We start from the raw sequence: 23,772 nt of genomic DNA on the forward strand, positions 1-23,772 counted from the left end.
GCGGGCGGCGAGTTGGCCGGACGCGACGGTGTGAAGCCGCCGGCCGCGCGCCGCACGGTGGCCTCACCGGGGTGCGGCATGCCGGGCCGAGCGGGAATCGAATCGAGCACCCGAAACGGGCACGCGCCCGAACCTCAGCGCGGCAGCGCGGAAGAGCGCCAGGCGCCGGGGGCCGGCCGCCCGGACTCGCCGGCCCACCGGGTGCGCGCCGGCGGTGGCCCGGCCGCGGCCCGGCCACCGAGCAGCGTCAGCACCAGCACCAGCGCGGCCAGGCTGAGGTCGTCCGGCTTGCCCCGCACGACCAGTGGCTCGTTCTTCACCGAAGACATGGGACGGCTCCGTCAGATCGGCAGGTTGCCGTGCTTGCGGGCGGGTCCGGGCTTGCGCTTGTCCTGGAGCATCGCCAGCCCGCGCGCGATGGCGGCCCGGGTGTCGGCCGGGTCGATGATGTCGTCGACGAGCCCCAGCTCGGCGGCGTACTGCGGGTTCAGGTACTCCTCGGTGTACTCCGCGACCAGCCGCGCCCGCAGCTCCGCGGGGTCGTCCGCCGCGGCCAGTTCCCGCCGGTGCAGCACGTTGACCGCGCCTTCGGCACCCATCACCGCGATCTCGTTGGTCGGCCAGGCGAGGGAGAGGTCGCAGCCGATGGACCGCGAGTCCATCACGATGTACGCGCCGCCGTAGGCCTTGCGCAGGATCACCTGGATCCGCGGCACGGTCGCTTCGCAGTAGGCGTGCAGCAGCTGGGCGCCCTGGCGGATGATCCCGCCCCGCTCCTGGTCCACGCCGGGCAGGAAGCCCGGGACGTCGACCAGGCTGACCAGGGGGATGCCGAAGGCGTCGCAGAACCGCACGAACCGCGCGGCCTTCTGCGCGGCAGGCCCGTCGAGCACCCCCGCGAACACCGCAGGCTGGTTGCCGACCAGGCCGACCACCCGGCCGTCGATGCGCGCGAGCGCGCAGAGCACGTTGCGGGCCCAGCCCTCGTGCAGCTCGAAGAACTCTTCGGCGTCCGCGATTTCGGCGAGCACCTCGCGCATGTCGTACGGCTGGTTCGGCGAGGCAGGCACGATTTCCGCCAGCCGCGGCCGGTGGTCCCCCGCGGCCCCGGTGGGTGCCGTGGCGGGCGGCGGCTCGAGGTAGTTGGACGGCAGCAGCGAGATCAGGTACCGCACGTCGGCGAGGCAATCCTCCTCGTCGTCGTGCACCACCGTGGCGACGCCCGAATGCGTGCCGTGCACGTCGGCCCCGCCGAGCTCCTCGTGGCTGACGTGCCGGCCGGTCACGGCCTCGACCACGTCGGGGCCGGTCAGGTACATCCGCGCGGTGTCGCGCACCATGAACGTGAAGTCCGCCAGCGCCGGCGAGTAGGCGGCGCCACCCGCGCACGGCCCGAGGACCACGCTGATCTGCGGGACGACGCCGGAGGCTTCGACCTGGCGGCGGAAGATCCCGCCGTAACCGTTCAGCGCGAGCACGCCTTCCTGGATCCGCGCCCCGCCGCTGTCGTTCAGGCCGATCACCGGCGCGCCGGTGGCCACCGCGAGATCGAGCACCTTGTGAATCTTCGCCGCGTGCGCTTCGCCCAGTGACCCGCCGAAGAGCGTGAAGTCCTGGGCGTAGACGAACACCCGGCGCCCGTCGATGGTGCCGGAGCCGGTGACGACGCCGTCGGTGTACGGCCGGTTCCCGGCCAGGCCCTGGTTCGTGGCGCGATGCCGCCGGTACGGCTCGAGCTCGACGAAGGAGTCTTCGTCGAGCAGCAGCGCGAGCCGTTCCCTGGCGGTCAGCTTCCCGAGGGAATGCTGGCGCCGCACCGCATCGAGCTTCCCTTCGGCGATGTGCTCGCGCAGCTCGCGCCGCCGCTGGCGCAGCAACGCCATGCCGGGCGGAGCGGGGGCGGGCGGCGCGGCGCCCGGCAGGGCGATCACCTGGGCGTCACCGCCCGTCCCGGACCGCTCGAGCCGGCGGCGCCCGCTGCGGGACTCGGCCCGCAGCGGGAACACCTCCGGCTCGTCGTCACGCTGTACGCCGCCGGGGGAACCGCTCACGCGGCGTCCCTCGTCCGTTCCTCGAGGTCACGGTCCATCTCGGCGACGATGTTCGACCAGACCACACCCCGGCCGAGCCGGGGCAGCGGCCGCACGGTCAGGTCGGCCGGCGGTTCCGCCGGGTGGAGGTACCGCGGTGCGTCGGCGTCAGCGTCGTTGACAGTCATGACTTACCTTTCCTTCGTCGGATCCCATACCGCTCGCGGGCTGCGCGCGTTCACGCCACCCGGTCCCGGCCGTCCACGTCGTGGTAGCCGCCGCCGTAGAACACGAGCGGGACCTGGCCGGTGCCCCGGCCGGTGGCGACCACGCGGCCGAGGAAGACCGAATGGTCGCCGCCCGCGATCACCTCGGAGAGCTCGCATTCCAGCCACGCCAGGGCACCGGTGAGCAGCGGCGCCCCCGTTTTCCCGCCCGGCGTCCAGTTGACCGAGTTGAACTGCGCCACGCCGTCCGGCCGCCGCCAGTCGGCGAAGTACTTCGACAAGCCCTCCTGGTCCGCGGCCAGGATGTTCACCGCGAACGAACCCGCGGTGACGATCGAAGCGTGCATGCGGGCCGCCTTGGCGACGCAGCACAGCACGAGCGGCGGATCCAGCGACACCGACGAGAAGGCGTTCGCCGTCATCCCGTGCGCGTCTTCACCGCCGGCCGTGAGCACCGTGACGCCCGTCGCGAACTGCGCCATCACCTGGCGCAGTGCCGGTTGCGGGCTGAGCCCGCGGCGCGCCGCCGACGTGGGCATCCGCCGCAACGGTGTCCGCTCGGCGGGCCCTGCTCCTGGGTGGCCCATTTACACTCCTTTGCCGTTACGCGCCGAAGCCGTCGTGTAAGGCGCCAGCGCCTCCAGCAGCGCCTCGGGCACCCGGACCGGCACGGTCGCCGCGTTCGGTCCCCGCATGCAGGCGATCCGCTGCCGTCCGCGCGCCACCAGGCGCTCGCCGTCCGGGTGCAGGTGGACGTAGTCGAAGGTGAACTGCAGCTGCGTCTGGGTCAGCTCCTCCAGGCGCATCCGGATGGACAGCTCGTCGAACCCGGTGATCTCCGCGAAGAACTCGCACTCCACCTTGAGCGTGTAGAGCTTCAGGTCGCCACGGATGTCCTCCAGCACCGCCGGAGCCCGCTCGAGGAGGAACATCTCGCGGCAACGCCCCTGCCACCGGACGTAGTTGACGTAGTAGACGTTGCCCACCATGTTGGTCTCTTCGAAGCCGACCGTGTGGCGGAGCTCGTAGTAGCCGGTCATTCTCGATTCCCCTCTGCGTGGAGGATGGCGAAGACGACGGGGGCCGTCCGGTCATCGACCGTGGTCGACCAGGTCGCGATCAGGGCGTCGCCGCAGGCGAGCAGCGCCCACCCGTCGGCCTCGACCCGGCGGACGGTGAGGGCCTGGGTCATCCCGCCGGTCTTTCGCACGCACTCCAGCGCGCTCCAGACCCGGGTGTTGGCCACCGTGACCGGTTCACCGGTGTCCGTGGCCAGCAGCCGGCCGACGGCGACGAGCTCTTCGCCCAGCAATCCGGCCCAGTCCTCTTCGGTCCGCTCGATCGCGCTCTCGATGTCGCACGTGAGCTGCCCGGCGCCGGTGACCGCCAGCGTCAGCTGCGCGGTGTGCGACGCGGTCACCTCGGCTCCGTCGATCTCGGGCTTGCCGTCGGGGCGGTAGCGGACCTCGACCGGCCGGTCGAGGCTGCGGCCCGCCGCCAGCGCGGTCTGGGCGCGCCGCTCGGCGATGCCCTCGCACACGCGGTCCGCCGGGTCCGGCTCCAGCACCACCGACCGCCGGCCGCCCAGGAGCCGCTCGCACGCCCGCTCCAGGTAGGACCCGAGCATCGACGGCACCCACGGTCCCGCCCCGTCGCGCTTGCGCACCGCGCGGAGCATCAGCCCTTCCCAGCGTTCGACGAGGGTGCCGTCCGGGTTGCGGACGTCCAGGTCGTAGACGTAGCTGTCCCCGTCCTGGGCCCGTTCGCGCGCGTCGAGCAGGACGTACTCGTCGTGCTGCTCGCCCGGCGCCGCCAGGTAGAGCTTCTCGATGCTCTGCGGCAGCAGGGTGGCGTCCGGGATGCAGCACTGGATCGCGTGCATCATCGCGTCCCGGGTGCCCGGGTCGGCCAGCAACCGCTCCTGCGGGAGGAACGGCGCGAACCACGACACGTTCGCCGACGTCGCGATCTCGGCGACGGCGTGCCGGGCGCTGGCCCGCCGGTACCCGAGCACGCGCTGGAACCGCTTGCCCTGGAACAGGACCGAGCCGTACAGCTCGCGGATCGGGTCGACCTGGACCGCGGGCAGTGCGACGTCTCGCCGCACGACTTCGCCGAGTGACTCCGGGCGGGCGAAGTTCAGCCGGGCCCGGAAGTGATCGGCGCTGAAGCCGGTCTCGTCGCTCCGGATCACGACGTCCACGGTGTCGGCGTCCCGGGCGAGCGCGGCCAGCCGGATGGTGGTCGACTTGCCGGGCGAGACGATGATCGGCCGCAGGAACTCGACGTTCTCGAGCACCGGCGTACCGCCGCGGCCGATGGTGGCCGACGCGACCTGGGTCATGGCCTCCATGCCGAGCACGGCCGGGAAGAGCAGCTGGCCGTCGAGCAGGTGGTCGGTCAGGTACGGGTCGCTGCCCGCGGACAGCTCGGCCTCGGTGATCAGCTCGACCCCGGGGTAGTGCACGACCGTCCGGTCGATGAACCGGGTCAGCGGCAGCTCGCGCCGCTGGATCGGCAGCGTGGGCAGGCCGTTCATGCGCCCGCAGATCACCAGCACCGGCGGGGTGGCCGGGTCGGAGAGCAGCCGGCGCAGGATGGTGATGCCCTCGTCGAGCGGGATCGGCGTGATGCCGTCGCGCATCAGGGCACTGACCACACCGAGCTTCTCGCCCATCCCGGTGCCGGACCAGACCGACCACTCCAGCGCGATCGCCCGCGCCCCCGGGTGTTCCCGGCCGAAGCGCAGGGTCGCCTCGGTCATCCAGTCGTTGGCCGTGGAGTAGTGCGCCTCACCGCGGAGGCCGGCGCGGCCGATGATGCTGCCGAAGGTCACCAGCAGCTTGATGCGGTCCTGGTCGACCGCGTCGAGCACGGCGGCGAGACCGTCGATCTTCGGGGCGAGGGTCTTGCGGAAGGCGTCTTCGGTCAGGCTGAACAACGCGGCGGGCTCGTTGCGGCCCGCCCCGTGCATCACCGCGGTGACCGGCCCCAGCGAGGCCTGCACGCGGGCGACGACCTCGGCGATCTGCGCGGCGTCGGTGACGTCGGCCCGCTCGTAGCGGTAGCGGATGCCCGCCGCCTCCATGCGGTCGAGGTTCTCCGCCAGTTCGGTGTCCTCTTCCGGATCGCTGCGCCCGAGGAGCGCGAGCTTCGCGCCGGAGTCCTTCGCCAGTGCCAGCGCGCTCTCCGCCGTGATGCCCTTGCCGCCACCGGTGACCAGCAGGACGTCGGTGTGGTCGAGGGTCTCCGGGATCGGCCCGGACGGCGCCGCCGGCAACCCGACCAGCCGCGGGACCGTACGGCCGCCCTCGGTGTCGTAGCGGGCTTCGACGAAGTCCGTCGTCGCCGCGACTTCGGCAACCACCGTCGTCACCGCCCGGTCGACCGCCTCCGGCTCCGCCGGGGTCGGGTCGGCCAGGTCGACGATCGTGGTCTTCGCCGACGGGTCCTCCAGCCGCAGCGTCTTCGCCAGGCCGGAGGCGCCGTAGCCGTGGTGCACCACGACGAACCGCGTGCCGTTGGGCGCGGCCATCAGCGCCCGGCCGGCGTCGAGGAACAGCCCGACGTGCCCGGCATCGCAGTCGGTGGGCAGGCACAGCAGGACGCCGTCACCCGCACCGCTGCGGGCGAGTGCCGCCCGCAGCGGCTCGGCGAGCGGGTTCCCCGGAGTGGCGAAGACCTGCCACTGCGCGGCCACGGCGCCCACGGGCAGGTCCGCGACCGGCCGCGCCGCGGGCAGGTACTCCACCGCGAACGGCCGCACCCACGGCCCGATGCCGGGCGCCTCGCCCTTGCTTCCCGCGTCCGACGGCTTCGCCGTCTGCGCCAGCTCGTCGATCATCTCGGCGAGGTCGCCGAGGCAGACGGTGGCGAAGTTCGGCATGCCCTCGAGTGCGGGCCTGCCCAGCGCCCGGGTGACGTCGTTGACCAGCTGCCCCACCGTGATCGACGACAGGTGCAGGTCGTCGAGCGGGTGGGTGTCGGCGGTGACCGTCTCCAGCGGCAGCTCGACGCGCTCGGCGGCGAGCTTGCGCAGCAGGTCCAGCGTGGTGCTTTCGGTGTCGGCGGTTTCCGCCTCGACCGGCCGGGCACTGGCGGCTGCCTGCTCCGCGGCGAACTCGGCGTCGATCGCCGGTGCCGCCTCGCACGGGCTGGCCAGGAACCGGAAGACGCCGTCGGCGGGCAGTGCCCGGACCACGCGGCCGGCGAACAGCCGCTCCGGGGTGACCGGGGCGCCCAGCGCGAACGCCGCGCCCAGCACCCGCAGGACGGCGCCGAGGGAGGCGCTGTCGGTGTCGAACGCCAGCACCGGCGTCCCCGGCGCGATCTCCTCGAAGAGCCCGGTGAGCACCCGGCCGGGACCGACCTCGATCACGAGGTCGCTGCGCTCGGCGACCTTCGCCGCCGCCTCCCGGAACCGGACCGGCTGCACGATCTGCTCGCGCAGCAGCTCCGGCAGGTTCTCCGCGGCGTGCAGCACATCGCCGGTCACCGTGGAGATCACCGGACGCTGGAGCCGATCGAAGGTGAACTCGCCGAGGCGCTCGATCATCGCGGCCGCGGCGGGTTCGACCAACGGGGAGTGGAACGCGTGCGACACCTTGATCCGGGTCGCGCCGACGCCCTGTGCCTTGGCCTTGGCGATCACTCGCTCGACCGCCTCGACCGGTCCCGAGATCACGGTCTGGTGAGGCCCGTTGTAGCCGGCGATGACGACGTCGGTGCCCAGCCCGAGCTCCTCGGTCCGGGACGGCGACGCCGCGACGCCCGCCATCGCGCCGGTGCCGGGGCCGACCTCCGTCGCCATCACCCGGCCGCGGATCTTGGCGAGCTTGGCGACCTCGCGCTCGCCGACCGCGCCTGCCCAGTGCAGCGCGGTCAGCTCGCCGAGGCTGTGCCCGGTCGCGGTGTTCGCTTCGACGCCGAAGGCGCGCAGCACCCGCAGGCCGGCGAGGGAGCCGGTCACGATCCGCGGCTGCGCCACCTCGGTGGAGGCCTGGTCGCCGGTGACCGGCAGCGCCGCCGCGTCGAAGAGCTCCCGGGCGGCGGCGAACCGACGGCGCACCGCGCTGTCGCCGCCGCGGCCGGAACCCTGGCCGGGGAACAGGAACCCGATCCGCGGCGCGGTGGGCCGCGAGCTCGCGAAGATGCCGTCGGTGCTTTCGAACACCGAGTCGCCTTCTTCGAGCAGTTCGAGCAGCCTGGTCAGCTTGCGCTCGGCCTGCTCGGGGTTCGCGGCGACGACCGCGGCCCGGACCGGCTTGCCCGACAGCTCGCCGGCGAGACCGCCGGCCAGGTCGGTCAGCTCGGCGAAGGACAGCTTCGGCACCACTTCGAGGAGCGCGGCGAGCCGCCCGCGCAGGGTGGCGACGTCGTCGGCGTCGAACAGCAGCAGTTCGGCGTCCTGCCGGCCGGCGACCAGGCTGCGAGAGCGCTCGTCGAGCTCGTCGCGGCGGGCGGCGTGGGGGCCTTCCGCCACGGTGACGTGCGAGTTGATCCCGCCGAAGCCCATCGCGGACACGCCGGCGCGCACCGGCCGGTCCGCCGGCCACAGCTCCGCCTCGCTCGGCACGTACATCCGCGCCGAGTCACCGGTCAGCAGCTCGTGCGCGTCGAAGTGCCCGGTGGCCGGCGGGATGACCTGGTGGTAGACGGCCAGGGTGGCCTTGATCAGCCCGGCGACGCCGGCCGCGGCCTTCGTGTGCCCGATGTTGCCCTTGATCGTGGACAGCGCCGCCGGCTTGGCCTCCGAGTCGGCGTCCCGGCGGGCGGTGGACAGCGCTTCGATCTCGGTGGCGTCCCCGAGCGCAGTGCCGGTGCCGTGGCCTTCGAAGTAGGACACGGTTTCGACGCCGTAGCCCGCCCGGGTGTAGGCGCGCTTCAGCGCCAGCCGGTGCCCCGCCGCTTCCGGCCGCGTGATGCCGCCCTTGCCGTCGGAGGAGATGCCCCACCCGGCGACCGAAGCGTAGATCCGTTTGCCCTGCTCGATCGCGTCGCTCTCGCGCATCAGCACGAGCATGCCCGAGCCTTCGCCGGGCCAGAAGCCGTTGGAGTCGGCGTCGTAGACCTTCATTTCGCGCTTGGCCAGCGCGCCTGTCTTCGCGAACCCGATCACCTCGAACGGGTCGATGGAGAGGTCGACCCCGCCGGCGATGGCGATGTCCAGGTCGCCCTGCGTCAGCGCGTTCGCCGCGCTCACCACCGAAAGCAGCGAGGACGAGCAGGCGCCGTCGACGGTGTACCCGCCGCCGGCGAAGTCGAAGTGGTTGCAGACCCGGCCGGCAATGGTGTTCGCCAGGCCGCCGGCGAGGGTGTCCTCGTTGATCTCCGGGAACGGCGCCTTGTACTGGGTTTCCAGCTCGCGCAGGAAGTCACCGGTCTCCTCGTCGCCCCAGCCGCGCCCGGCCAGCGCCGCGGCGACCGTGCGCCGGACGTAGGGCCAGCGCAGGCGCAGGACGTTGGCGCGGGAGAACTCGCCGGTGAGGCTGTTGCCGATGACCACACCGGTGGCCGTCTTCGGGGCCCCTTCGCCTTCGGGGAACCCCGCGTCCGCCAAGGCCTGCTCGGCGACGTCCAGGGCGAGCCAGTGGGTCGTGTCGGTGGCCCGGAACGTGCTGCCGGCGACCTTGTGCGCGACCCGGTCGAACTCGTAGTCCCGCAGCACCGCGGCCTTCTGCGCGTAAAACCGGTCCGGCGCCTTGGGGTCTGGTGAATAGTAGTCCGCCTGGTTCATCCGCTCGTCGGGCAGTCTGCGGAACGCCCGGCGACCGGCCAGCACGTTCTCCCAGAGCTCCTCCGGCGAACCCGCGTCCGGGTACCGGAGACCGATACCCACGATCGAAATCCGCTCACCGCTCATGCCACCGCACTCCCACTGGCTCTCATGCCCCGATAACCGGCCCGGTCCAGCATGGCCCCGGTGTTCCGGTTGTGTCTTCTTTCTGCATGCCCACGGCTCCCGGACCGCATCCGGCGAGACCCGTACGTCCACAATGGACCATTAGTGCTCAGTCGGTGAACTGCCCCGGCCGCCGTCCCTCGCCGGGCGCCCCGCGGTACGCCTGCGCGATGTCGAGCCAGCCGTCGGCCAGCGCTCCCTCGGCGCGCACGTCGAGGTCGTCACGGTGCCGTCGACGGGTGACCAGCAGGCAGAAGTCCTCGGCCCGCCCGACGATCCGCTCCGGCGAGTCCTCCGGGCCGAACGTCCACACCGCGCCCGACGGCCCGGTGATCTCGAACCGGAACTCCGTCTCCGGCGGCGTCAGGTTCCTGGCCTGGTACCCGAAGTCCCGGACCCGGACGGCGAACCCGACCAGGTGCCGCAGCCGGTCGGTGCGCACCGGCCGCACGCCGAGCGCGTCGGCGATGTCCTGACCGTGCCCGAACAGCTCCATCATCCCGGCGCACGCGAGGACGTACGGCGGGAGCGGGTTCACCAGCCACGGCACGAGCTGGTCCCCCGGCACCGCGGCGAGAGCCTTGATCGCGGTGTCCCGCTCGGCGCGCCACTTGGCCAGCAGCACCTCGCCCGGGTCGTGTTCGAACTCCTTCAGCGCGGCGCCGACAGCCGCGTCGAGGCCGCCGGTGAGCGACTTCGTCATCGCGACGAACGCTTCCGGCTGCGCCGCGGCGAAGCCCGCGATGCGCAGGATGAAGGTGAGGTGGGCGAGCTGCTCCCGGACCCGCCAGCCCGGCGCGGGCGTCGGCGTCTCCCACCCGGACTCGGTGAGGCCGGTCACGAGCGCGTCGACCTGGGCAGCCTCGGCGGTCAGGTCGGCGAGCACAGCCGTCGTGTCAGTCACGTTGTTCCGTCCTCTCGTTCGTCGGAGTCAGTTGCCGGCCACGAGGTCCAGTTTGGACACCGCGCGCCGTCCGGTGATGGAGCCGTCGGGAGCGGGCGCGCCGTACTTGACGTCGACGCCGCGTGCGGCCAGTGCCCGGACGATGCCGGGAACGGACCGCTCGGCGAGCGCGGCGATCGTCATGGCCGGGTTCACCGTCAGCGCGCCGGGAACCGAGGCGCTGTCGGTGACGAAGATGCCCGCGTGGTCGCGCAGCTCGTGGTTCGGGTGCAGCGCGGACGTCGCCGGGTCGTCACCGATGCGGCAGGACGCCAGCGGGTGCACGGTGTACGCGCCCACGACGTCGTTGGTCCACGGTGCGACCTTCGCCAAGCCGTCCTTTTCGATGATCGCCTTGCAGTCGGCGTCGGCCAGGGCCCAGCCGCGCAGGGTGTTCGGCGTCGGGTCGTAGCGCAGCGACCCGCGGCCGAGCATCTGCTGCGAGATCCGGTACGCGTTCCCGGTCGGGGGCGGAGTGCCGAAGACGCCTTCGTTGTCGTCCTCGGTCATCAGGAAGATCGTCAGCCAGTTGGACCACTTCTTGAGGATTTCCTTCTTCTCCGCGCCGAACCACCGCGGCTCTTCGCCGCCGGGCGCCTGCGCGAGGATGGTGCCGAGCCCGGGCGGGAAGTACAGCTGCTCCAGCGAGTACCGCTCGTACTCGGGCAGCGAGCCGTCGAGCTTGTCCCAGTTCGCCACGGTCGGGCCCTTGCCGATGTGGTTGGCCGCGTACACCGCACCGTCCTCACGGGACAGCCCGAGCACCTCGCGCACGCGGTCCTCGTCGATGATCGCGGTGTTCAGCCGTTCGCCGTTGCCGGAGAAGTACCGGCCGACCGCGTGCGGCATCCGGCCCAGCGCCGCCTCGGACCGCTGCAGGATCACCGGCGTCGCGCCGGCGCCCGCGGCGATGATGACGACCTTCGCCTCGATCACACCGGAACCGTTGTGGATGCGGTAGTCCTCTTCGTCGATCAGGTCGAAGTGGACGCGGTAGCCGCCGTCTTCGGTCCGCTCAAGCCGCTCCACCTCGTGCAGCGGCCGGATCTGCGCGCCGTGCGCCAGCGCGGCGGGCAGGTAGTTCGTCAGCATCGAGCGCTTCGCGTCGAACCGGCAGCCCGCCATCTGGAAGTTGCAGTTGGTGCAGCGGCCGTTGTCCACCGCCACCGGGGCCGGGTTCGCCGTGCGCCCCGAGTGGTGGCAGGCCGCGGCCCACAGCCCACCGGCGTACGACACGTCGTTCCAGTCCTGCCGGGACACCGGGATCGACTCGTCGACCCGGTCGTACCACGGCTCGAGCGAGGCACGGCTGATCTCCGACGGCCACATGCGGCGGCCGATGCTGCCCTGGCGGTCGAAGACGAACTTCGGCGCCCGCGGCATGGCCGCGAAGTACACGACACTGCCACCGCCGACGCAGTTGCCGCCGAGCACGCTCATGCCGTCGCCGGCCACGAAGTCGAAGACCCGCGTGTAGGACGACCCGAGCATGTAGTCGTGCTCGAAATCGTCCGCGGCCAGCCACGGCCCGCGTTCGAGCACGACGACCTTCGCGCCGCCCGCCGCGAGGTGGTACGCGGGGATCGAACCACCGAAGCCGCTGCCGACGATGACGACGTCGGTCTTCTCGATCGCGCTCATGCGGGACTCCCCGAGGGTGTCGTGTCGGGATGCAACTCGGCCAGCTTGCGGCCGTAGGAGAACTTCGGGAACCGCCACAGACCGTCGGCGTCCGGCGGCCGGTAGCCCAGCGCGAGCAGGCCGGGGTGGCCGGCCGCCAGCGCCTCGGCGGTGTGCCGGTGCGGCGCGGTGTCGTAGGCCATGTTGCAGAACAACGCCAGGCTGACCCAGCCCTCCTTCTCCGGGTGCCCCGGCTTCGTCAGCCGGGTCACCAGGGCCCGCCGGTGCTCGTACGGCAGCGCGACGAACGGCGGCAGGTCGGTGTCGAGCTCCAGCTCGACCTCACCCGCGTAGACCTTCGCGTGGTCGTTGAGCGACTGCACCAGGTACGGCAGGCCGGCGGTGATGCCGGTGGCGTCGTAGTTCAGCAGCTCCAGCGCGCCCGCTTCGACCGCACCGGCCCCCGGGGAAACGCCCGCCACCGCGCGGTCGTCCGGGGAACGCTTCTCCCCCGGCACGATCGTGTCGGCGTACGCCTCCAGGGTCAGCACCTGGACTTCTTCTTCGCCGGCCACCGGCCTACCTCCTGAGTGTCCGATCGGGGAGCGCCGGTGCCCGGCGCTGTGTTATCCGGGGCGTCGCCCCGAGCCGGGGGCTCCGCCACGCGGAGCCCCCGGTGATGCCGGGCAGGTCACGCCGCGAGCGGCTTCTCGTCGCCGGCCGGGACGGGCGGTGCCGCCGTCAGCTTCGCGGCCTGTGCCGCCTGCTCGGCCTCGAACTTGATCCTGGCCTTGTTCGAGAAGTGCAGGCTCCACAGGAACAACCCGCGGATCAGGCACACACTCGCGGTGGCGAAGAACAGCCCGTAGGCGATGTGCGACGCGGTGAAGAACCCGTACATCAGCGCGACCCCCGCCCCGAAGGCGAACTGCGAGACCGGCTTCGACGGCGTCGTGCCCGGGTCGGTCACCATGTAGTTCGTGTACAGCACGAAGGCGATCCCGGTCCCCATCGCCAGTGCCCCGGGGATGGACGTGCCGAACACCGCTCCCCGCAGGAACGCCTGGATGACGAAGAACGACAGCCAGCCCGCGATCAGCCACATCCGGCCGGTCAGCAGCGAGTTGAGCACCGTGCCCGAGATCAGGATGACCGCCACGATCAGCCAGCCGACCCAGGTGTCGACCTTCTCCGAGAAGTGGTACGGCGGCGTCATGTTGACCCACGGGAACACCAGCAGCATCACGGTGATCCCGAAGTTCGACGGGTTCATGTAGTGCCGCATCCGGCCGTACACCGGTGCCTGCAGGACCCACTTGGCGCCGACCGCGACGACGACACCGAAGATCATCGCCCAGACGTGGTCGTTGACGTAGGTCAGCATGTTCAGCGCCAGGCCGCTGATGTGCGCCGGGAAGAGGAACTCCACCAGTCCCCGGAACCCGTTGCCGCGGAAGCGGACCGGCCGCTTGGTGACCTTGGCGTTGATGATCTCCAGCAGGATCTCGGTGGTGTACGCGGTCCCCACGGCGAGGAAGGGGTACAGCCACGGCTGCTCGAAACCGAGCACGGTGTAGCCGAGGATGTTGAAGATCGTGATCGAGATGGCGAAGCGGCGCAGGGCCGTGATGACCTTGTTGGTCCGCTTCGGCGGGGCAGTGTCCACTTTGGTCGTTATGGGCGTCGCCATGACGTCACATCTCTTCCTTCGCCTGGGTACCGAGCTGGAACATGTGGCAGCCCGGTGCGAGCTTCAGGTCCTGCGTGCGCAACTGCCCGGTGCGGTCCCGCCACTGCAGGTGCACCGCGAGGGGGCCGGAAACGTTCTCGCCGAGCCCGATCTGGACGTCGAAGCTGCGGCGGCCGGCGTGCCCGCTGCTGCCGTCGACGCGGCCCAGGTACTTCTTGCCGTCCGCTGTGGTCACGGTGACCTGGGCGCCGATCGCCGGCGAGCCGGCCGAGGGCAGCGGGCCCGGTGCCACGGGTGCGTCGGTGCTGAGCTTCAGCTGCAGGAACTTACCGGTCTTCGGGCTGTCGTTGTGGTAGAAGACCGGCTGCTCCCACTGCCGCGCGACGGCGAACTCGGGCAGGCCGTCCCCGTCGGTGTCGCCGACGCCGATGCCGCGGGTGGGCACCGGGATCGCCAGGCCGAGCTGCGGCGCGAGGTCGACGTACGTGCCGTCCGAGCGCTTCACGAAGAAGTGCAGCGTCTGGTCTCCGGCGAGGTCGTCGCCCGGGCGGGCGTTCGGCCACCAGAACGGGTTGGACGTCAGGCCGTCGTTGGCCACCGCCAGCTCCTGCAGCTGCGGCCAGCGGTTGACCTGGCCCTTGATGAAGCCGGTCGCCTGGGCGATCTGCACGTCACCGCTGTTGTCGAAGTCCTCGATCTTCGGGTCCCAGCCCCAGCCGGACCACGCCGTCTTCGTCTCGCCGCTCTCGTCGTGGAACGGGGCCACGCCGTCCTGCAGCTGCTTGCGCAGGTCCGCGTTGTCCTTGGCGGTGTTGACGAACTGGAGGTTCGACTCCTCGACACCCCACGACGTCGTGATGTTGCTGACGAAGATGTCGTAGAGGCCGTCGTGGTTGAAGTCGCCGAAGTCGACGCCCATGCCCTTGAAGGAGTCGTTGCCGAGCACCTTCGACTTCGGGTCGGTGATCCCGCGGACGCCGGTGACCTCGCCGAAGGCCACGTGCCCCGGCGTGGACTTGTTGTACAGCAGGTGGTCGTGCCCGAAGTCGTTGGCGATGTAGAGCTCGGGCAGGCCGTCGGAGTCGATGTCGGTGGCGCTGGCGCCCAGGGACCAGCCGGAGCGGTCGTCCGCCGGGATCGCGGCCGAAGCGTCGGCGAAGGCCGCGGTCGGGTGCGGGCCGGCGGTGCTGCCGGTCCAGCGGTAGATGTACTTGCCGCCGCCGTTCTTGGCGTGCGACATCGACTGGTTCATCGTGATGCCGCCGTCGGCGTTCGGGTCGAGCACCCGGCTGTCCGGGAAGTAGTTGCCGACGAAGACGTCCACGTGCCCGTCACCGTCGAAGTCGCCGATGGTGGCCGCGTTGCTGTTCCACAGCGGCCCGTCGTACTTCCCGTCCGGGCCGCGCTTCTCGCCCGGCACCAGCTCGGACGGCTCGTACGCCGAGGCGTCCAGCTTGGTGGCGCCTGCCTTCTGCAGGAACACGACCGGCGTGCGGCCCCAGTAGTAGACCAGCAGGTCCATCCGGCCGTCTTCGTTGAAGTCACCGGGGACGCAGCCCATCGGGGCCATGTAGTCCCACGTGGGCAGCGGCGCCGGGTCGACCGCGAAGGGCGCGTAGCGGTTCTGCCCCTGGCCCGGCGTCGGCGTCACGACGACCTGGTCGCTGCGCGGGTCGACCAGGCAGAGGTCGTTGGCCAGGCCGTCGCCGTCGAGGTCGTTCATCGCGATCGCGGCGCCGGTCGAGGACATCCACGCCGAAATGTGCTCGTACTGCTTGTTCAGCGTCCGGACGTACTGCGACTTCGCCGCCGCCGGCAGCGCGATCGTCATCGGGGTGAAGTGGAACTTCCCCGCCAGCTGGTCCTGCTCGGCGGCCGAGACGCTCGGCAGGCGCGCGACGAGAAACAGCGTCAGCACCAGCGCGAGCGCCACGAGGCCCGCCAGCTGCCGGCGCAGCCAGCGCATGGTCGCGGTCATTTGTTCACTCCTCCGTGAGTCAGCACTTCGTCGGCGATCCGCTGCCGCCAGGTCTCGAACGCCGGGAGCTCGCCGTCGGCGACCTCCGTCGGCCACACCTCGTGGGTGATCGCGGCCGCCCGCTCGGCGGGCAGCCCGCAGATCGCCCGCGTGGCCACCTCGGTCTCGGGGATCAGCAGCCCCGCGGTCACCCGGGCGTCGGCCGCGAAGGCACTGCCCTGGGCGAGCTGCCCGCGGTGCTTGCCCGCGCGCCGGGCGAGCTCGGTCAGTTCGCCGGAGTTCACGCCGCAGGCGTAGGTCGACGCCAGGCCGACCCCGGCGTACAGGTCACCGTGGCGCGCGGGGTCGAACCCGGCGATCGTCTTGGTGACCAGGTCGACGTCCGTGCCGCAGATGAACCACAGCGCGCGGCCGATGCCCTGGTCGATCGCCCGCAACGCGTAAGCGCTGTCCGCCCGCGACGGCCAGGGGAAGTTCCGGTCCTGGTACTGCTGCCGGACGTACTTCTCGGTCTTGAAGTACGCCTGGTGGAAGCCGTAGCCGTCCAGCACCAGCCAGCGCAGCAGCGGGTCGAACCGATCCGCCTTCGGCCAGGCGAAGCGCGGCAGGCGGGCCATCGCCCAGCCGACGCCGACCAGGACGATGTAGTGCTGCCGCGTGCCGCCCGGGCCGGCGAGGAAGTCCTCGACGTGCCGCCTGCCGCCGAACGGCAGGCCGTCGAGCATCGCGTAGCCCATTCCCGCGCCTTCGTAGGCGAATCCGCGGAACTGCTCCGGAATGCGCTCCAGCCATTCCTCGCACTGCGCGGGGGTGCGGGCTTCCACGGCGTGGGCGTAGCCCAGCAGGAACTTTTCCCCCACCGTTTCCAGCAGCTGCTGAGCCTGTGGGCTCTTCTTGTGGAAACCCCGCTTGTCCAGCGACGTCTCGGAGACATCCGGTGTCAGGATCCGACGCCTCACCGTGCGCCAACCGTCGCCCAACGTACCTCCCCTTTCGGGATACGGACTTCTTTCGATGCTTGATTCAACTGTCACAGATTTGCTGCGGAAATGTCTACTTCACTCTTGCCGCCCCATTGACGGACCGCATTCAGCTCACCGCCCGCCGTGCGCGCGGCCGGAATTCCGCCCGGATCGCGGCCCGCCAGAGCTCGTACCGCGGGAGCGGGCCGCCGTCGTCGTCCACCGCCTCGGTCCGGTCGGAGATGGCCTGCAGTTCCCCGACCGGCAGGCCGGTGAGCGCGCCCGCGGCGAGGTGGCTGTGCGCGGGCACGTACCCGGCGTAGGTCCGGGCCTTCACCGCGAACACCACGCCCAGTGCCAGTTCGTCGTAGTACTCCCCGGCCGCCCGCCGCAGCTCGGCCAGCCCCTGCTGGTCGGCGCCGCCGGCGAACGTCGCGGCGAGCCCGGCACCGCTCCACAGGTCCGGGCGGCGCCGCTCGGCGAACCGCCCGATCGCGGCCGCGACGGCTTCTGGGTTCCCGCCGTGGATGAACCACAGCGCCCGGCCGACTCCCTGGTCGAAGGCCCGGCCGAAGTACTCCGGGCGCCCGGCCCACGGGTAGGGCACCGGGTCGGCCTGGTCACCGACCCACTTGTCCGTGTCGAAGTAGGCGCGGTCGAAGCCGTAGCCGTCGACGGCGAGCCAGCTCATCACCGGGTGGTAGGCCACCCCGGTCAGCTCGGGCAGGATGTTCTTCCACAGTGGACGCGGGAGCCGCGCCATGGCGAAGCCGACGCCGATGTAGGTCAGGAAGATGTGCGGGCGGCCCGGACCTTCGAGCAGCTCGCGCGTCCGGTTCCGCCCGCCGCCGGGCATGGCGTCGAGGATCGTGTACCCCATCGTGGCGCCCTCGTAGGCGAAGCCCCGCTGCTCGGGCTCGACCAGTGCCAGGCGGCGTTCGATCTCCCAGAGCGGAGCGCCTTCGATGGCCCATTCGAAGCCACACACCACCGCTTGCGGCACCGCCTCCAGCCGGGCCGTCGCATCGGTGTGGACTACGGGGAAACGGCGCTCCGCAAAACCCACCGAGGCGAGTGAAGGCGCCAGGAGGCGCTTGCGGAGAACTCCGAAAACCGTGGACATCGGGTAGCCGTCCTTCTTGTCGGGGTGATCAGGCGACGGCGCGCAGGTGCGGCTGCTGCGCGGCGAGCACGCGGTTGCTGAACGGCGGCTGCTTCGACGCCAGCGTGATGGCGATCGGCGCGTCGGTCGGCGCGGGTGCGCGCAGGGTCACCTGGCCGGTGGACCGGCCGTACGCCGACACCTGCACCTCCGAGTAGCCGATCGAGAACCGGAGCTCGCCGCCGCCCTGCTGGTGCTGCGCGACCGCGATCGCGGTCCACCGCCCGGCCGGCACGTCCTGGATAGCCAGCTCGCCGGAAGCCATGTTCGGCATGCCGCTGAAGGCGACCGGGCCGCACTGCGGCACCGCGTCGGCGAAGAGGCCGACCAAGGTGTTCGCGGGCGCCGCACCACGCGGCAGGTCGAGCCGCATCATCAGCGAGCCCGTGCCCGACCGCAGCGACGCGCAGCTCCGGCCGGCCGCACGCAGCACGTGCAGCGGGGGAACCTGCTGGAAGGTCGGGGAAATCGCGACGAGCAGCTCGGCGACCTGAGGCTCCCGGTACTGCGTCGGCGTCATCCCGACCGCACGGGAGAACCGGCTGGTGAACGTGCCGACACTGCTGTAGCCGACACTGCACACGATGTCGGAGACGTTCAGCGACGTCGTCAGCAGCAGCCGCTTCGCCTCGAACAGGCGCACCGCGGTCAGGAACCGGCCTGGCGTGACGCCGGTGGCGTCGGCGAACATCCGGGAAAAGTGGAACCGGCTGACGAAGACTTCGGAAGCGAGGTCGGCCAGCGTGATCGGCTCGTAGTACCTGTCCCGGATGGACGAGATCGCCTTCAGCACCGCCGGTCTGACCGACTTCTCCACCCGCTCGAGCGCCGGTTCCCGGATCGGAACGTCGAACTCACCGCCATGCCCGACAGCGGCAACAGAGTGCAACATCATCAGTCCAACCTCGAATCCCCTGGTGGCAGTTCTCCTGCTGCCAGGGAAGACGCCGCATGTCGGAGATCGATGGACGGCCGATGGAAGCTCTCCGGCAACCACCGCCACTCTTTGGTGTGACACCCGGACGTGCGTATGAGCAGCACCCGGGAGGGACGTGCGGAACACCCGGACGCACGTGCCGGATGCCCGGGTCCTCCGACCGGCATCGGTTCCGCCGCGTGCCCGGTTGGTCCGTTCGGGGACGCCCCGGGAACGCGCGGACCGCAGTTCGGCCGGACGGTGGGGTGCGTCACGCACACCGGGGACCTGCGAAACGCACGTCTCCGCAGAACCGAACGCAGGTCGCTACTGGTGGGCCGTTCACTGGCTGCCGGACCGGCGCTCTGTCACATTCGAATAGAAGCCCGGAGTTCGGAGGTCCACCGACCCGCGCGGTGCGGAACTGGGGAGCGCGAGGATGCATTGAGATGCTGGAGGCCTGCCATGTACTCCGAACAACGGCCGAGCGACGAGCCGGACCGCGGAAGCGTCCGCTTCACCGTCCTGGGGCCGGTGGAAGTTCTGCGCGACGGCGTCGACTACGCGCCGAGCACGCCGAAAGTCCTTCAGCTGCTGGCCGTGCTCGTGTTGCGGCCCGGCAAGATGGTGCACGTCGACACCCTGATCCGGGAGTTGTGGTCGGACCACCCGCCCAGGACCGTGCGCACCACGCTGCACACCTACGTCTACCACCTCCGGCGGTGCATCGACCAGAACGAGCTGGCCGCCGACGGCGCGGAGATGCTGACCACCAAGCAGTCCGGGTACACCTTCCACATCGACCCGGCCCAGGTGGACACCCACGGGTTCATCCGGCTGCAGCAGCAGGGCCAGAAGCTGCAGGCGGCCGGTGACCACACCGGCGCCGGCGACGCCTACCGCGCCGCCCTGGACCTGTGGTCCGGACCACCGCTCGCCAACGTCCCCTGCGGGCCGATCCTCTCCGCCTACCGCACCGAGCTGCTCGAACAGCGGCGGAGTGTGCTGCACCTGCGCATCGAAGCGGAGATCGTCAGCGGCCGGCACCGCGAGCTGATCGGCGAGCTGCGGTCGCTGACCACCAGCAGCCCGCTCGACGAGTCCCTGCACGGCCAGCTGATGCGCGCGCTGGGCCGCAGCGGACGGCGGTCCGACGCGATGGCCGTCTACCGCCAGCTCCGGTCGCGGCTGGCCGGCGAGCTGGGCGTCGAACCGTGCAACGACCTGCAGACGCTGCACCGGGACCTGATCTCCGAGGGAGATCCCCGCTGAACAGCCACCGCTTCCCCGGCACCCTGCCGCCTTCAACCCGAGAAGAAGTGAGGAATCCCGATGCCCACTCCGCACACCCGTGCCTATGGCCAATTCTGCGGCGTCGCCCGCGCGCTCGAGCTCGTCGGTGAGCGCTGGTCGCTGCTGATCATCCGCGACCTCGTGCTCGGGGCGAAGCGCTACGACGAGCTCCAGGCCGGCCTGCCGAAGATCCCGCCGTCGCTTCTTTCGGCCCGCCTCAACGACCTGGAGGCCACCGGCGTGATCCGCCGCCGCGTCCGCGCCGAGCTCGACGCGGGCCTGGTCTACGAGCTGACCCAGTACGGCAGCGAGCTCGACCAGATCCTGCTCGACCTCGGGCTCTGGGGCGCCCGCTCGCTGCACGCCCCGGCGGCCGACGAGGTGTTCACCCTGGACGCGGCGATCCTGTCGCTCTACACCACCTTCCGGTCCGAAGCCGCGGAAAACGTGCAGATCAACTTCGAGATCCGCTACGACGACCGGATGATCGTGCACGCGCTGGTCGAGAACGGCGCGGTCAAGGTCGGCGAAGGCCGCTTCCCCGGGGCCGAACTGGTGATCAGGGCCACGGCCGGCGCCGCACTGCTGGACGTGATGAGCGGCCGGCTGACCGCCGCCGAGGCGATCCGCTCCGGCAAGCTCGGCATCGAAGGGAACGTCGTGGACTTGGAGCTGTTCGCGCAGTTGTTCCACGTTCCCGCGGCACCGGCGCCGGCGAGCGGCATCGTCGTCCGCTGACCCGGCGCCCGGGTCAGGACTGGGGTTCCGCGCCGCGGGCCCTGTCCGCCCGGGCTCGCAGGTACCGGCGTTCCGGTCCGCTTTCGGTCCGGTCCGCCGCACGGAGGTAGTGCTCGAACGCGGCGGACGTCCGCCCGGCGCGTTCGAGCAGATGGGCTCGCACGGCGTCGACCCGGGCACCGAGGTCGAGCTTGCCGTCGAGCTCGTCCAGCACGGACAGGCCGGCGTCGGGCCCCAGCACCTGGGCGACAGCGACCGCGAGGTTCACGGTCACCACGGGGCTCGGCATGAGCTCGCCCAGCACGCCGTAGAGCTCGACGATCTGCGGCCAGTCGGTCTCCTCGGTGCTGGGCGCTTCGTCGTGCAGCGCCGCGATCGCCGCCTGCACCTGGTAGGGCCCGACCGGTCCGCGCCCGAGCGCGGCCCGGATCAGCCCGGCGCCCTCCGCGATCATCCCCGCGTCCCACCGGCCGCGGTCCTGTTCGGGCAGCGGCACGAGTTCGCCGTCCGGGCCGGTGCGCGCCGCCCGCCGCGCGTGGGTCAGCAGCATCAGCGCCAGCAGGCCCGTCACCTCAGCCTCGTCCGGGATCAGGGCGTGCACCGCGCGGGTCAGCCGGATCGCCTCCGCGGCCAGCTCCACGCGCAGCAGCTCCTCCCCCGACGTCGCCGTGTAGCCCTCGTTGAAGATGAGGTAGAGCACCTGGAGGACGACGCGCAGCCGCTCCGGGAAGTCGTCCGGCGAAGGTTCGCCGAACGTCGAGCCCGCGGCAGCGATGCGCTCCTTCGCGCGGGTGATGCGCCGCGTCATGGTCGCCTCCGGCACCAGGAACGCCTTGGCGATCTGCGCCGTGGTGAGCCCGCCGACCGCCCGCAGGGTGAGGGCGACCTGCGAAGGCTGCGACACCGCGGGGTGGCAGCACAGGAACAACAGGGTCAGCGTGTCGTCGGAGTCCGGGGGCTGCTCCTCGCCGGGCCCGGGGACGAAGGCCGCCGGTTCGCGCACGGCGGCCGACTCCTCGCGCCGGCGCCGCGCGCTCTCGCTGCGCCAGTGGTCGGTCAGCCGCCGGGACGCGACCGTGATCAGCCAGCTGCGCGGGTTGTCCGGGACGCCTTCGGCGGGCCACTGCTCGCTCGCCGCGAGCAGGGCCTCCTGGACGGCGTCCTCGCACGCGTCGAACTGGCCGTACCGGCGCACGAGCACGCCCAGCACCGGGGGCACCAGCGGACGCAGGACCTCGGCGACGGGGGTCACGCCATGGGGACTTCGGATTCGGCGTCGGCGAAGAAGACGATCTCGCGCACCTCGACGCCGAGGCCGTCGATGGCGGCGTCCGGGATCATCGACGCGAGCTCGACCGCGCGTTCCTTGCTCGCGCACTCCACGAGGTAGTAGCCGGCCAGGAACTCCTTCGTCTCCAGGAACGGGCCGTCGGTGACCGCGGGCAGGCCCGAGCGCCCGCGCACGACGGTGCTGTCGCCGGCCGCGGCGAGCGCCTGCGTGCTGATCATCTCCCCGGATTCCCGGATCGTGCGGATGAACTCCTGGTGCCCGGTCATGATCGCGTCCATGTCCTGCTCGGACAGCTTCGCCATCACGTCGGGGTTCAGGTACATCGCCAGCAGGTACTTCACGTCCCGGCTCCCTTCGGCCACCTCACCTGGTCCGCCGCATGACCGTAGCGGAGGCACGCCGCGCTCGTGATGCCACGCCGCAACCGGGGAGTGGAGCCGCCGCGACCACGCCTGCCAGCCTGAACCGGGGCAGTCGCGGTTCCCGGCACCAGGAGGGTGGCACCGATGGCCGACGTGTTCACGGAACTGCAGACCGAGACCGAGGCGCTGGCCGGGCTGGCCGAGCGCCACGGGTACGGCCCCGGTCCGGGACCCGACATCACCGGGCACTTCGCCCGGCTGACTTCGACCGCGCGGCTGGTCCGGCTCAGCGTCGAGAACCCGGACGTGTTCGGCGTGACGCCGCAGATCTCCTACGACTCGCTCGACGAGGCGATCACGATGTGGCTGATCGAGCAGCGGAAGGCCAACGCCGTGCTCGCCGCCGCGCCGCCGGAGCTGCAGCTGCCGTGGAGCGACGGCCCGCTGCGCCCGTCCGTGCTCGCCGCGGCGGTGCTGACCGAGGTGTTCGCCGCCGGCCAGGACATCGCCGACGCTTTCGGGATCCGCCCCCGGCGGGACGACTCCATCGGCCACGTCGCCTACTACGGCGTCCGCACCAGGGACCGCGCCTACCTGCGGCGGCAGGCGACGCCGCCTGCCGAGCAGTTCCGGTTCGAGCTGCGAGCCCCGTCCGGCGCGCGGTGGGACTTCGGTCCGGCGGACGCCGCCGACCGCATCGCCGGCCCGGCCGAGGACTTCTGCCTCCTGGTGACCGGCCGCCGCTTCGCCGAAGACCTCGCGCTGACCTTCACCGGCTGGAACACCGCCGAATGGCTGGAACTGATGGAGAGCTGAGCCTCAGGCGAACGGCTCCGGGTCACCCGCGCCGATCCGCAGGATCTCCGCCTCCCCGGAGGAGAAGTCGACCACGGTGGTCGGCTCCACCCCGCAATCGCCGGAGTCGAGCACCGCTTCCAGCTGGTGGTCCAGCTCTTCCTTGATCTCCCAGCCCTGCGTCATCGGTTCGCCCGAGCCGGGCAGCAGCAGCGTGCTCGACAGCAGCGGCTCGCCGAGTTCGGCCAGCAGCGCCTGGGTGACGCGGTGGTCCGGGATGCGCACGCCGACTGTCTTCTTCTTCTCGTGCATCAGCCGCCGCGGCACCTCCTTGGTGGCGGGCAGGATGAACGTGTAGCTGCCCGGGGTGACCGCCTTGATCGCGCGGAACACCGCATTGTCCACGTGGACGAACTGCCCCAGCTGCGCGAAGTCCTGGCACACCAGGGTGAAGTGGTGCCGGTGGTCCAGCTTGCGGATGGTGCGGATGCGGTCGAGCCCGTCGCGGTTGCCCGGCCGGCACCCGAGCGCGAAGCACGAGTCGGTCGGGTAGGCGATCAGCCCGTCGTTCCGGAGGATCTCGACGACCTGGCCGAGCGCCCGGCGCTGCGGGTTCTCCGGGTGCAGGTCGAAATAGCGTGCCATGACCGCAGAGCCTAGGGTCCGCGCGGCCGCCCGGCACGTCCGCGGGGGCTCCGGCAAAGTCGATCGCTGTGGCGGGCCTCCGCGGCGGGCCTTCGCGGCAGGCCGCTGCGGATGACCCGTTCGACCGCGGGAGGCCCAAGTCGGCGAATCCGCGCGACTTACCGGTCGCCGGTGCAGCCAACTCACCGCCCGCCGCGGCCAACTCGCCCGGGCTCCCGG

Annotated in this window: 20 protein-coding genes; 3 read left to right on the plus strand and 17 right to left on the minus strand. The window is 71.4% G+C overall.

The annotated features are described in order from the left end of the window. Positions 1-134 precede the first annotated feature (134 nt). The 14 genes from AB0F15_RS41225 to AB0F15_RS41290 all read right to left on the minus strand — a co-directional run bounded on the left by AB0F15_RS41225 (position 135) and on the right by AB0F15_RS41290 (position 18,408). Positions 135-329, minus strand: a complete 195-nt coding sequence (locus AB0F15_RS41225; RefSeq protein ID WP_360282661.1) for an acyl-CoA carboxylase epsilon subunit — start codon at positions 327-329, stop codon at positions 135-137. A 12-nt stretch (positions 330-341) separates the two neighbouring features. Next, entirely contained in the window at positions 342-2,051 is a 1,710-nt protein-coding gene (locus AB0F15_RS41230) for an acyl-CoA carboxylase subunit beta (protein WP_360282663.1), read from the minus strand. Further along, positions 2,048-2,218, minus strand: coding sequence for a DUF6222 family protein (locus tag AB0F15_RS41235; RefSeq protein ID WP_360282665.1), 171 nt, complete (start codon positions 2,216-2,218; stop codon positions 2,048-2,050). Before AB0F15_RS41235 ends, AB0F15_RS41230 begins: the two co-directional genes overlap by 4 nt. 50 nt (positions 2,219-2,268) lie before the next feature. Beyond that, complete coding sequence (locus AB0F15_RS41240) at positions 2,269-2,844, minus strand: flavin reductase family protein (RefSeq protein ID WP_360282667.1); 576 nt, start codon at positions 2,842-2,844, stop codon at positions 2,269-2,271. Then, complete coding sequence (locus AB0F15_RS41245; RefSeq protein ID WP_360282669.1) at positions 2,845-3,297, minus strand: acyl-CoA thioesterase; 453 nt, start codon at positions 3,295-3,297, stop codon at positions 2,845-2,847. Continuing rightward, positions 3,294-9,119: a type I polyketide synthase gene (locus AB0F15_RS41250; RefSeq protein WP_360282671.1), complete on the minus strand. Its 5,826-nt coding sequence runs from the start codon at positions 9,117-9,119 to the stop codon at positions 3,294-3,296. Before AB0F15_RS41250 ends, AB0F15_RS41245 begins: the two co-directional genes overlap by 4 nt. Positions 9,120-9,267: 148 nt before the next feature. Further along, complete coding sequence (locus AB0F15_RS41255; RefSeq protein ID WP_360282673.1) at positions 9,268-10,062, minus strand: TIGR03084 family metal-binding protein; 795 nt, start codon at positions 10,060-10,062, stop codon at positions 9,268-9,270. Positions 10,063-10,089: 27 nt separating this feature from the next. Further along, entirely contained in the window at positions 10,090-11,742 is a 1,653-nt protein-coding gene (locus AB0F15_RS41260; RefSeq protein ID WP_360282675.1) for a GMC family oxidoreductase, read from the minus strand. Beyond that, the gene (locus AB0F15_RS41265; protein WP_360282677.1) at positions 11,739-12,296 is read right to left on the minus strand and encodes a DUF5987 family protein; all 558 of its coding nucleotides are present in this window, start codon (positions 12,294-12,296) and stop codon (positions 11,739-11,741) included. The genes AB0F15_RS41260 and AB0F15_RS41265 overlap by 4 nt, the downstream gene beginning before the upstream one ends. A 116-nt stretch (positions 12,297-12,412) precedes the next feature. After that, on the minus strand, positions 12,413-13,411 hold the full coding sequence (locus AB0F15_RS41270; RefSeq protein ID WP_360282679.1) for an enediyne biosynthesis protein: 999 nt from the start codon (positions 13,409-13,411) through the stop codon (positions 12,413-12,415). 4 nt (positions 13,412-13,415) lie between these two features. After that, positions 13,416-15,389 carry a CRTAC1 family protein gene (locus AB0F15_RS41275; RefSeq protein WP_360282681.1) on the minus strand — a complete coding sequence of 658 codons (1,974 nt, stop codon included), beginning with the start codon at positions 15,387-15,389 and terminating at the stop codon, positions 13,416-13,418. Next, on the minus strand, positions 15,386-16,336 hold the full coding sequence (locus AB0F15_RS41280; protein WP_360282699.1) for a DUF1702 family protein: 951 nt from the start codon (positions 16,334-16,336) through the stop codon (positions 15,386-15,388). Before AB0F15_RS41280 ends, AB0F15_RS41275 begins: the two co-directional genes overlap by 4 nt. Before the next feature lie 142 nt (positions 16,337-16,478). Continuing rightward, complete coding sequence (locus AB0F15_RS41285) at positions 16,479-17,474, minus strand: DUF1702 family protein (protein WP_360282683.1); 996 nt, start codon at positions 17,472-17,474, stop codon at positions 16,479-16,481. Positions 17,475-17,502: 28 nt separating this feature from the next. Continuing rightward, entirely contained in the window at positions 17,503-18,408 is a 906-nt protein-coding gene (locus AB0F15_RS41290) for an AraC family transcriptional regulator (RefSeq protein WP_360282685.1), read from the minus strand. 486 nt (positions 18,409-18,894) lie between these two features. Here AB0F15_RS41290 and AB0F15_RS41295 point away from each other — a divergent pair, with 486 nt between their 5' ends. After that, positions 18,895-19,701, plus strand: a complete 807-nt coding sequence (locus AB0F15_RS41295; RefSeq protein WP_360282687.1) for an AfsR/SARP family transcriptional regulator — start codon at positions 18,895-18,897, stop codon at positions 19,699-19,701. A 60-nt stretch (positions 19,702-19,761) separates the two neighbouring features. Beyond that, positions 19,762-20,460, plus strand: coding sequence for a winged helix-turn-helix transcriptional regulator (locus AB0F15_RS41300; RefSeq protein ID WP_360282689.1), 699 nt, complete (start codon positions 19,762-19,764; stop codon positions 20,458-20,460). A gap of 13 nt (positions 20,461-20,473) precedes the next feature. On the opposite strand, the gene AB0F15_RS41305 is transcribed toward AB0F15_RS41300, so the two are convergent. Together AB0F15_RS41305 and AB0F15_RS41310 are read right to left on the minus strand one after the other, a co-directional pair. After that, on the minus strand, positions 20,474-21,712 hold the full coding sequence (locus AB0F15_RS41305; RefSeq protein WP_360282691.1) for a DUF6596 domain-containing protein: 1,239 nt from the start codon (positions 21,710-21,712) through the stop codon (positions 20,474-20,476). After that, positions 21,709-22,092: a YciI family protein gene (locus AB0F15_RS41310; protein WP_360282693.1), complete on the minus strand. Its 384-nt coding sequence runs from the start codon at positions 22,090-22,092 to the stop codon at positions 21,709-21,711. Before AB0F15_RS41310 ends, AB0F15_RS41305 begins: the two co-directional genes overlap by 4 nt. A gap of 165 nt (positions 22,093-22,257) precedes the next feature. On the opposite strand from AB0F15_RS41310, the gene AB0F15_RS41315 reads away from it, so the two are divergent. Beyond that, positions 22,258-22,929 carry a maleylpyruvate isomerase family mycothiol-dependent enzyme gene (locus tag AB0F15_RS41315; RefSeq protein ID WP_360282695.1) on the plus strand — a complete coding sequence of 224 codons (672 nt, stop codon included), beginning with the start codon at positions 22,258-22,260 and terminating at the stop codon, positions 22,927-22,929. Between the two features lie 3 nt (positions 22,930-22,932). Here AB0F15_RS41315 and AB0F15_RS41320 read toward each other — a convergent pair whose 3' ends face one another. Continuing rightward, the gene (locus tag AB0F15_RS41320) at positions 22,933-23,553 is read right to left on the minus strand and encodes an L-threonylcarbamoyladenylate synthase (protein WP_360282697.1); all 621 of its coding nucleotides are present in this window, start codon (positions 23,551-23,553) and stop codon (positions 22,933-22,935) included. Positions 23,554-23,772: the final 219 nt, after the last annotated feature.

This window comes from Amycolatopsis sp. NPDC026612 (assembly GCF_040638285.1).
Lineage (GTDB): Bacteria > Actinomycetota > Actinomycetes > Mycobacteriales > Pseudonocardiaceae > Amycolatopsis.

Coding starts and splice junctions, on each gene's coding strand:
- AB0F15_RS41225 (WP_360282661.1), bottom strand. CDS start 329: ATGTCTTCGGTGAAGAACGAGCCACTGGTCGTGCGGGGCAAGCCGGAC.
- AB0F15_RS41235 (WP_360282665.1), bottom strand. CDS start 2,218: ATGACTGTCAACGACGCTGACGCCGACGCACCGCGGTACCTCCACCCG.
- AB0F15_RS41240 (WP_360282667.1), bottom strand. CDS start 2,844: ATGGGCCACCCAGGAGCAGGGCCCGCCGAGCGGACACCGTTGCGGCGG.
- AB0F15_RS41245 (WP_360282669.1), bottom strand. CDS start 3,297: ATGACCGGCTACTACGAGCTCCGCCACACGGTCGGCTTCGAAGAGACC.
- AB0F15_RS41250 (WP_360282671.1), bottom strand. CDS start 9,119: ATGAGCGGTGAGCGGATTTCGATCGTGGGTATCGGTCTCCGGTACCCG.
- AB0F15_RS41260 (WP_360282675.1), bottom strand. CDS start 11,742: ATGAGCGCGATCGAGAAGACCGACGTCGTCATCGTCGGCAGCGGCTTC.
- AB0F15_RS41270 (WP_360282679.1), bottom strand. CDS start 13,411: ATGGCGACGCCCATAACGACCAAAGTGGACACTGCCCCGCCGAAGCGG.
- AB0F15_RS41275 (WP_360282681.1), bottom strand. CDS start 15,389: ATGACCGCGACCATGCGCTGGCTGCGCCGGCAGCTGGCGGGCCTCGTG.
- AB0F15_RS41285 (WP_360282683.1), bottom strand. CDS start 17,474: ATGTCCACGGTTTTCGGAGTTCTCCGCAAGCGCCTCCTGGCGCCTTCA.
- AB0F15_RS41290 (WP_360282685.1), bottom strand. CDS start 18,408: ATGATGTTGCACTCTGTTGCCGCTGTCGGGCATGGCGGTGAGTTCGAC.
- AB0F15_RS41295 (WP_360282687.1), top strand. CDS start 18,895: ATGTACTCCGAACAACGGCCGAGCGACGAGCCGGACCGCGGAAGCGTC.
- AB0F15_RS41300 (WP_360282689.1), top strand. CDS start 19,762: ATGCCCACTCCGCACACCCGTGCCTATGGCCAATTCTGCGGCGTCGCC.
- AB0F15_RS41315 (WP_360282695.1), top strand. CDS start 22,258: ATGGCCGACGTGTTCACGGAACTGCAGACCGAGACCGAGGCGCTGGCC.
- AB0F15_RS41320 (WP_360282697.1), bottom strand. CDS start 23,553: ATGGCACGCTATTTCGACCTGCACCCGGAGAACCCGCAGCGCCGGGCG.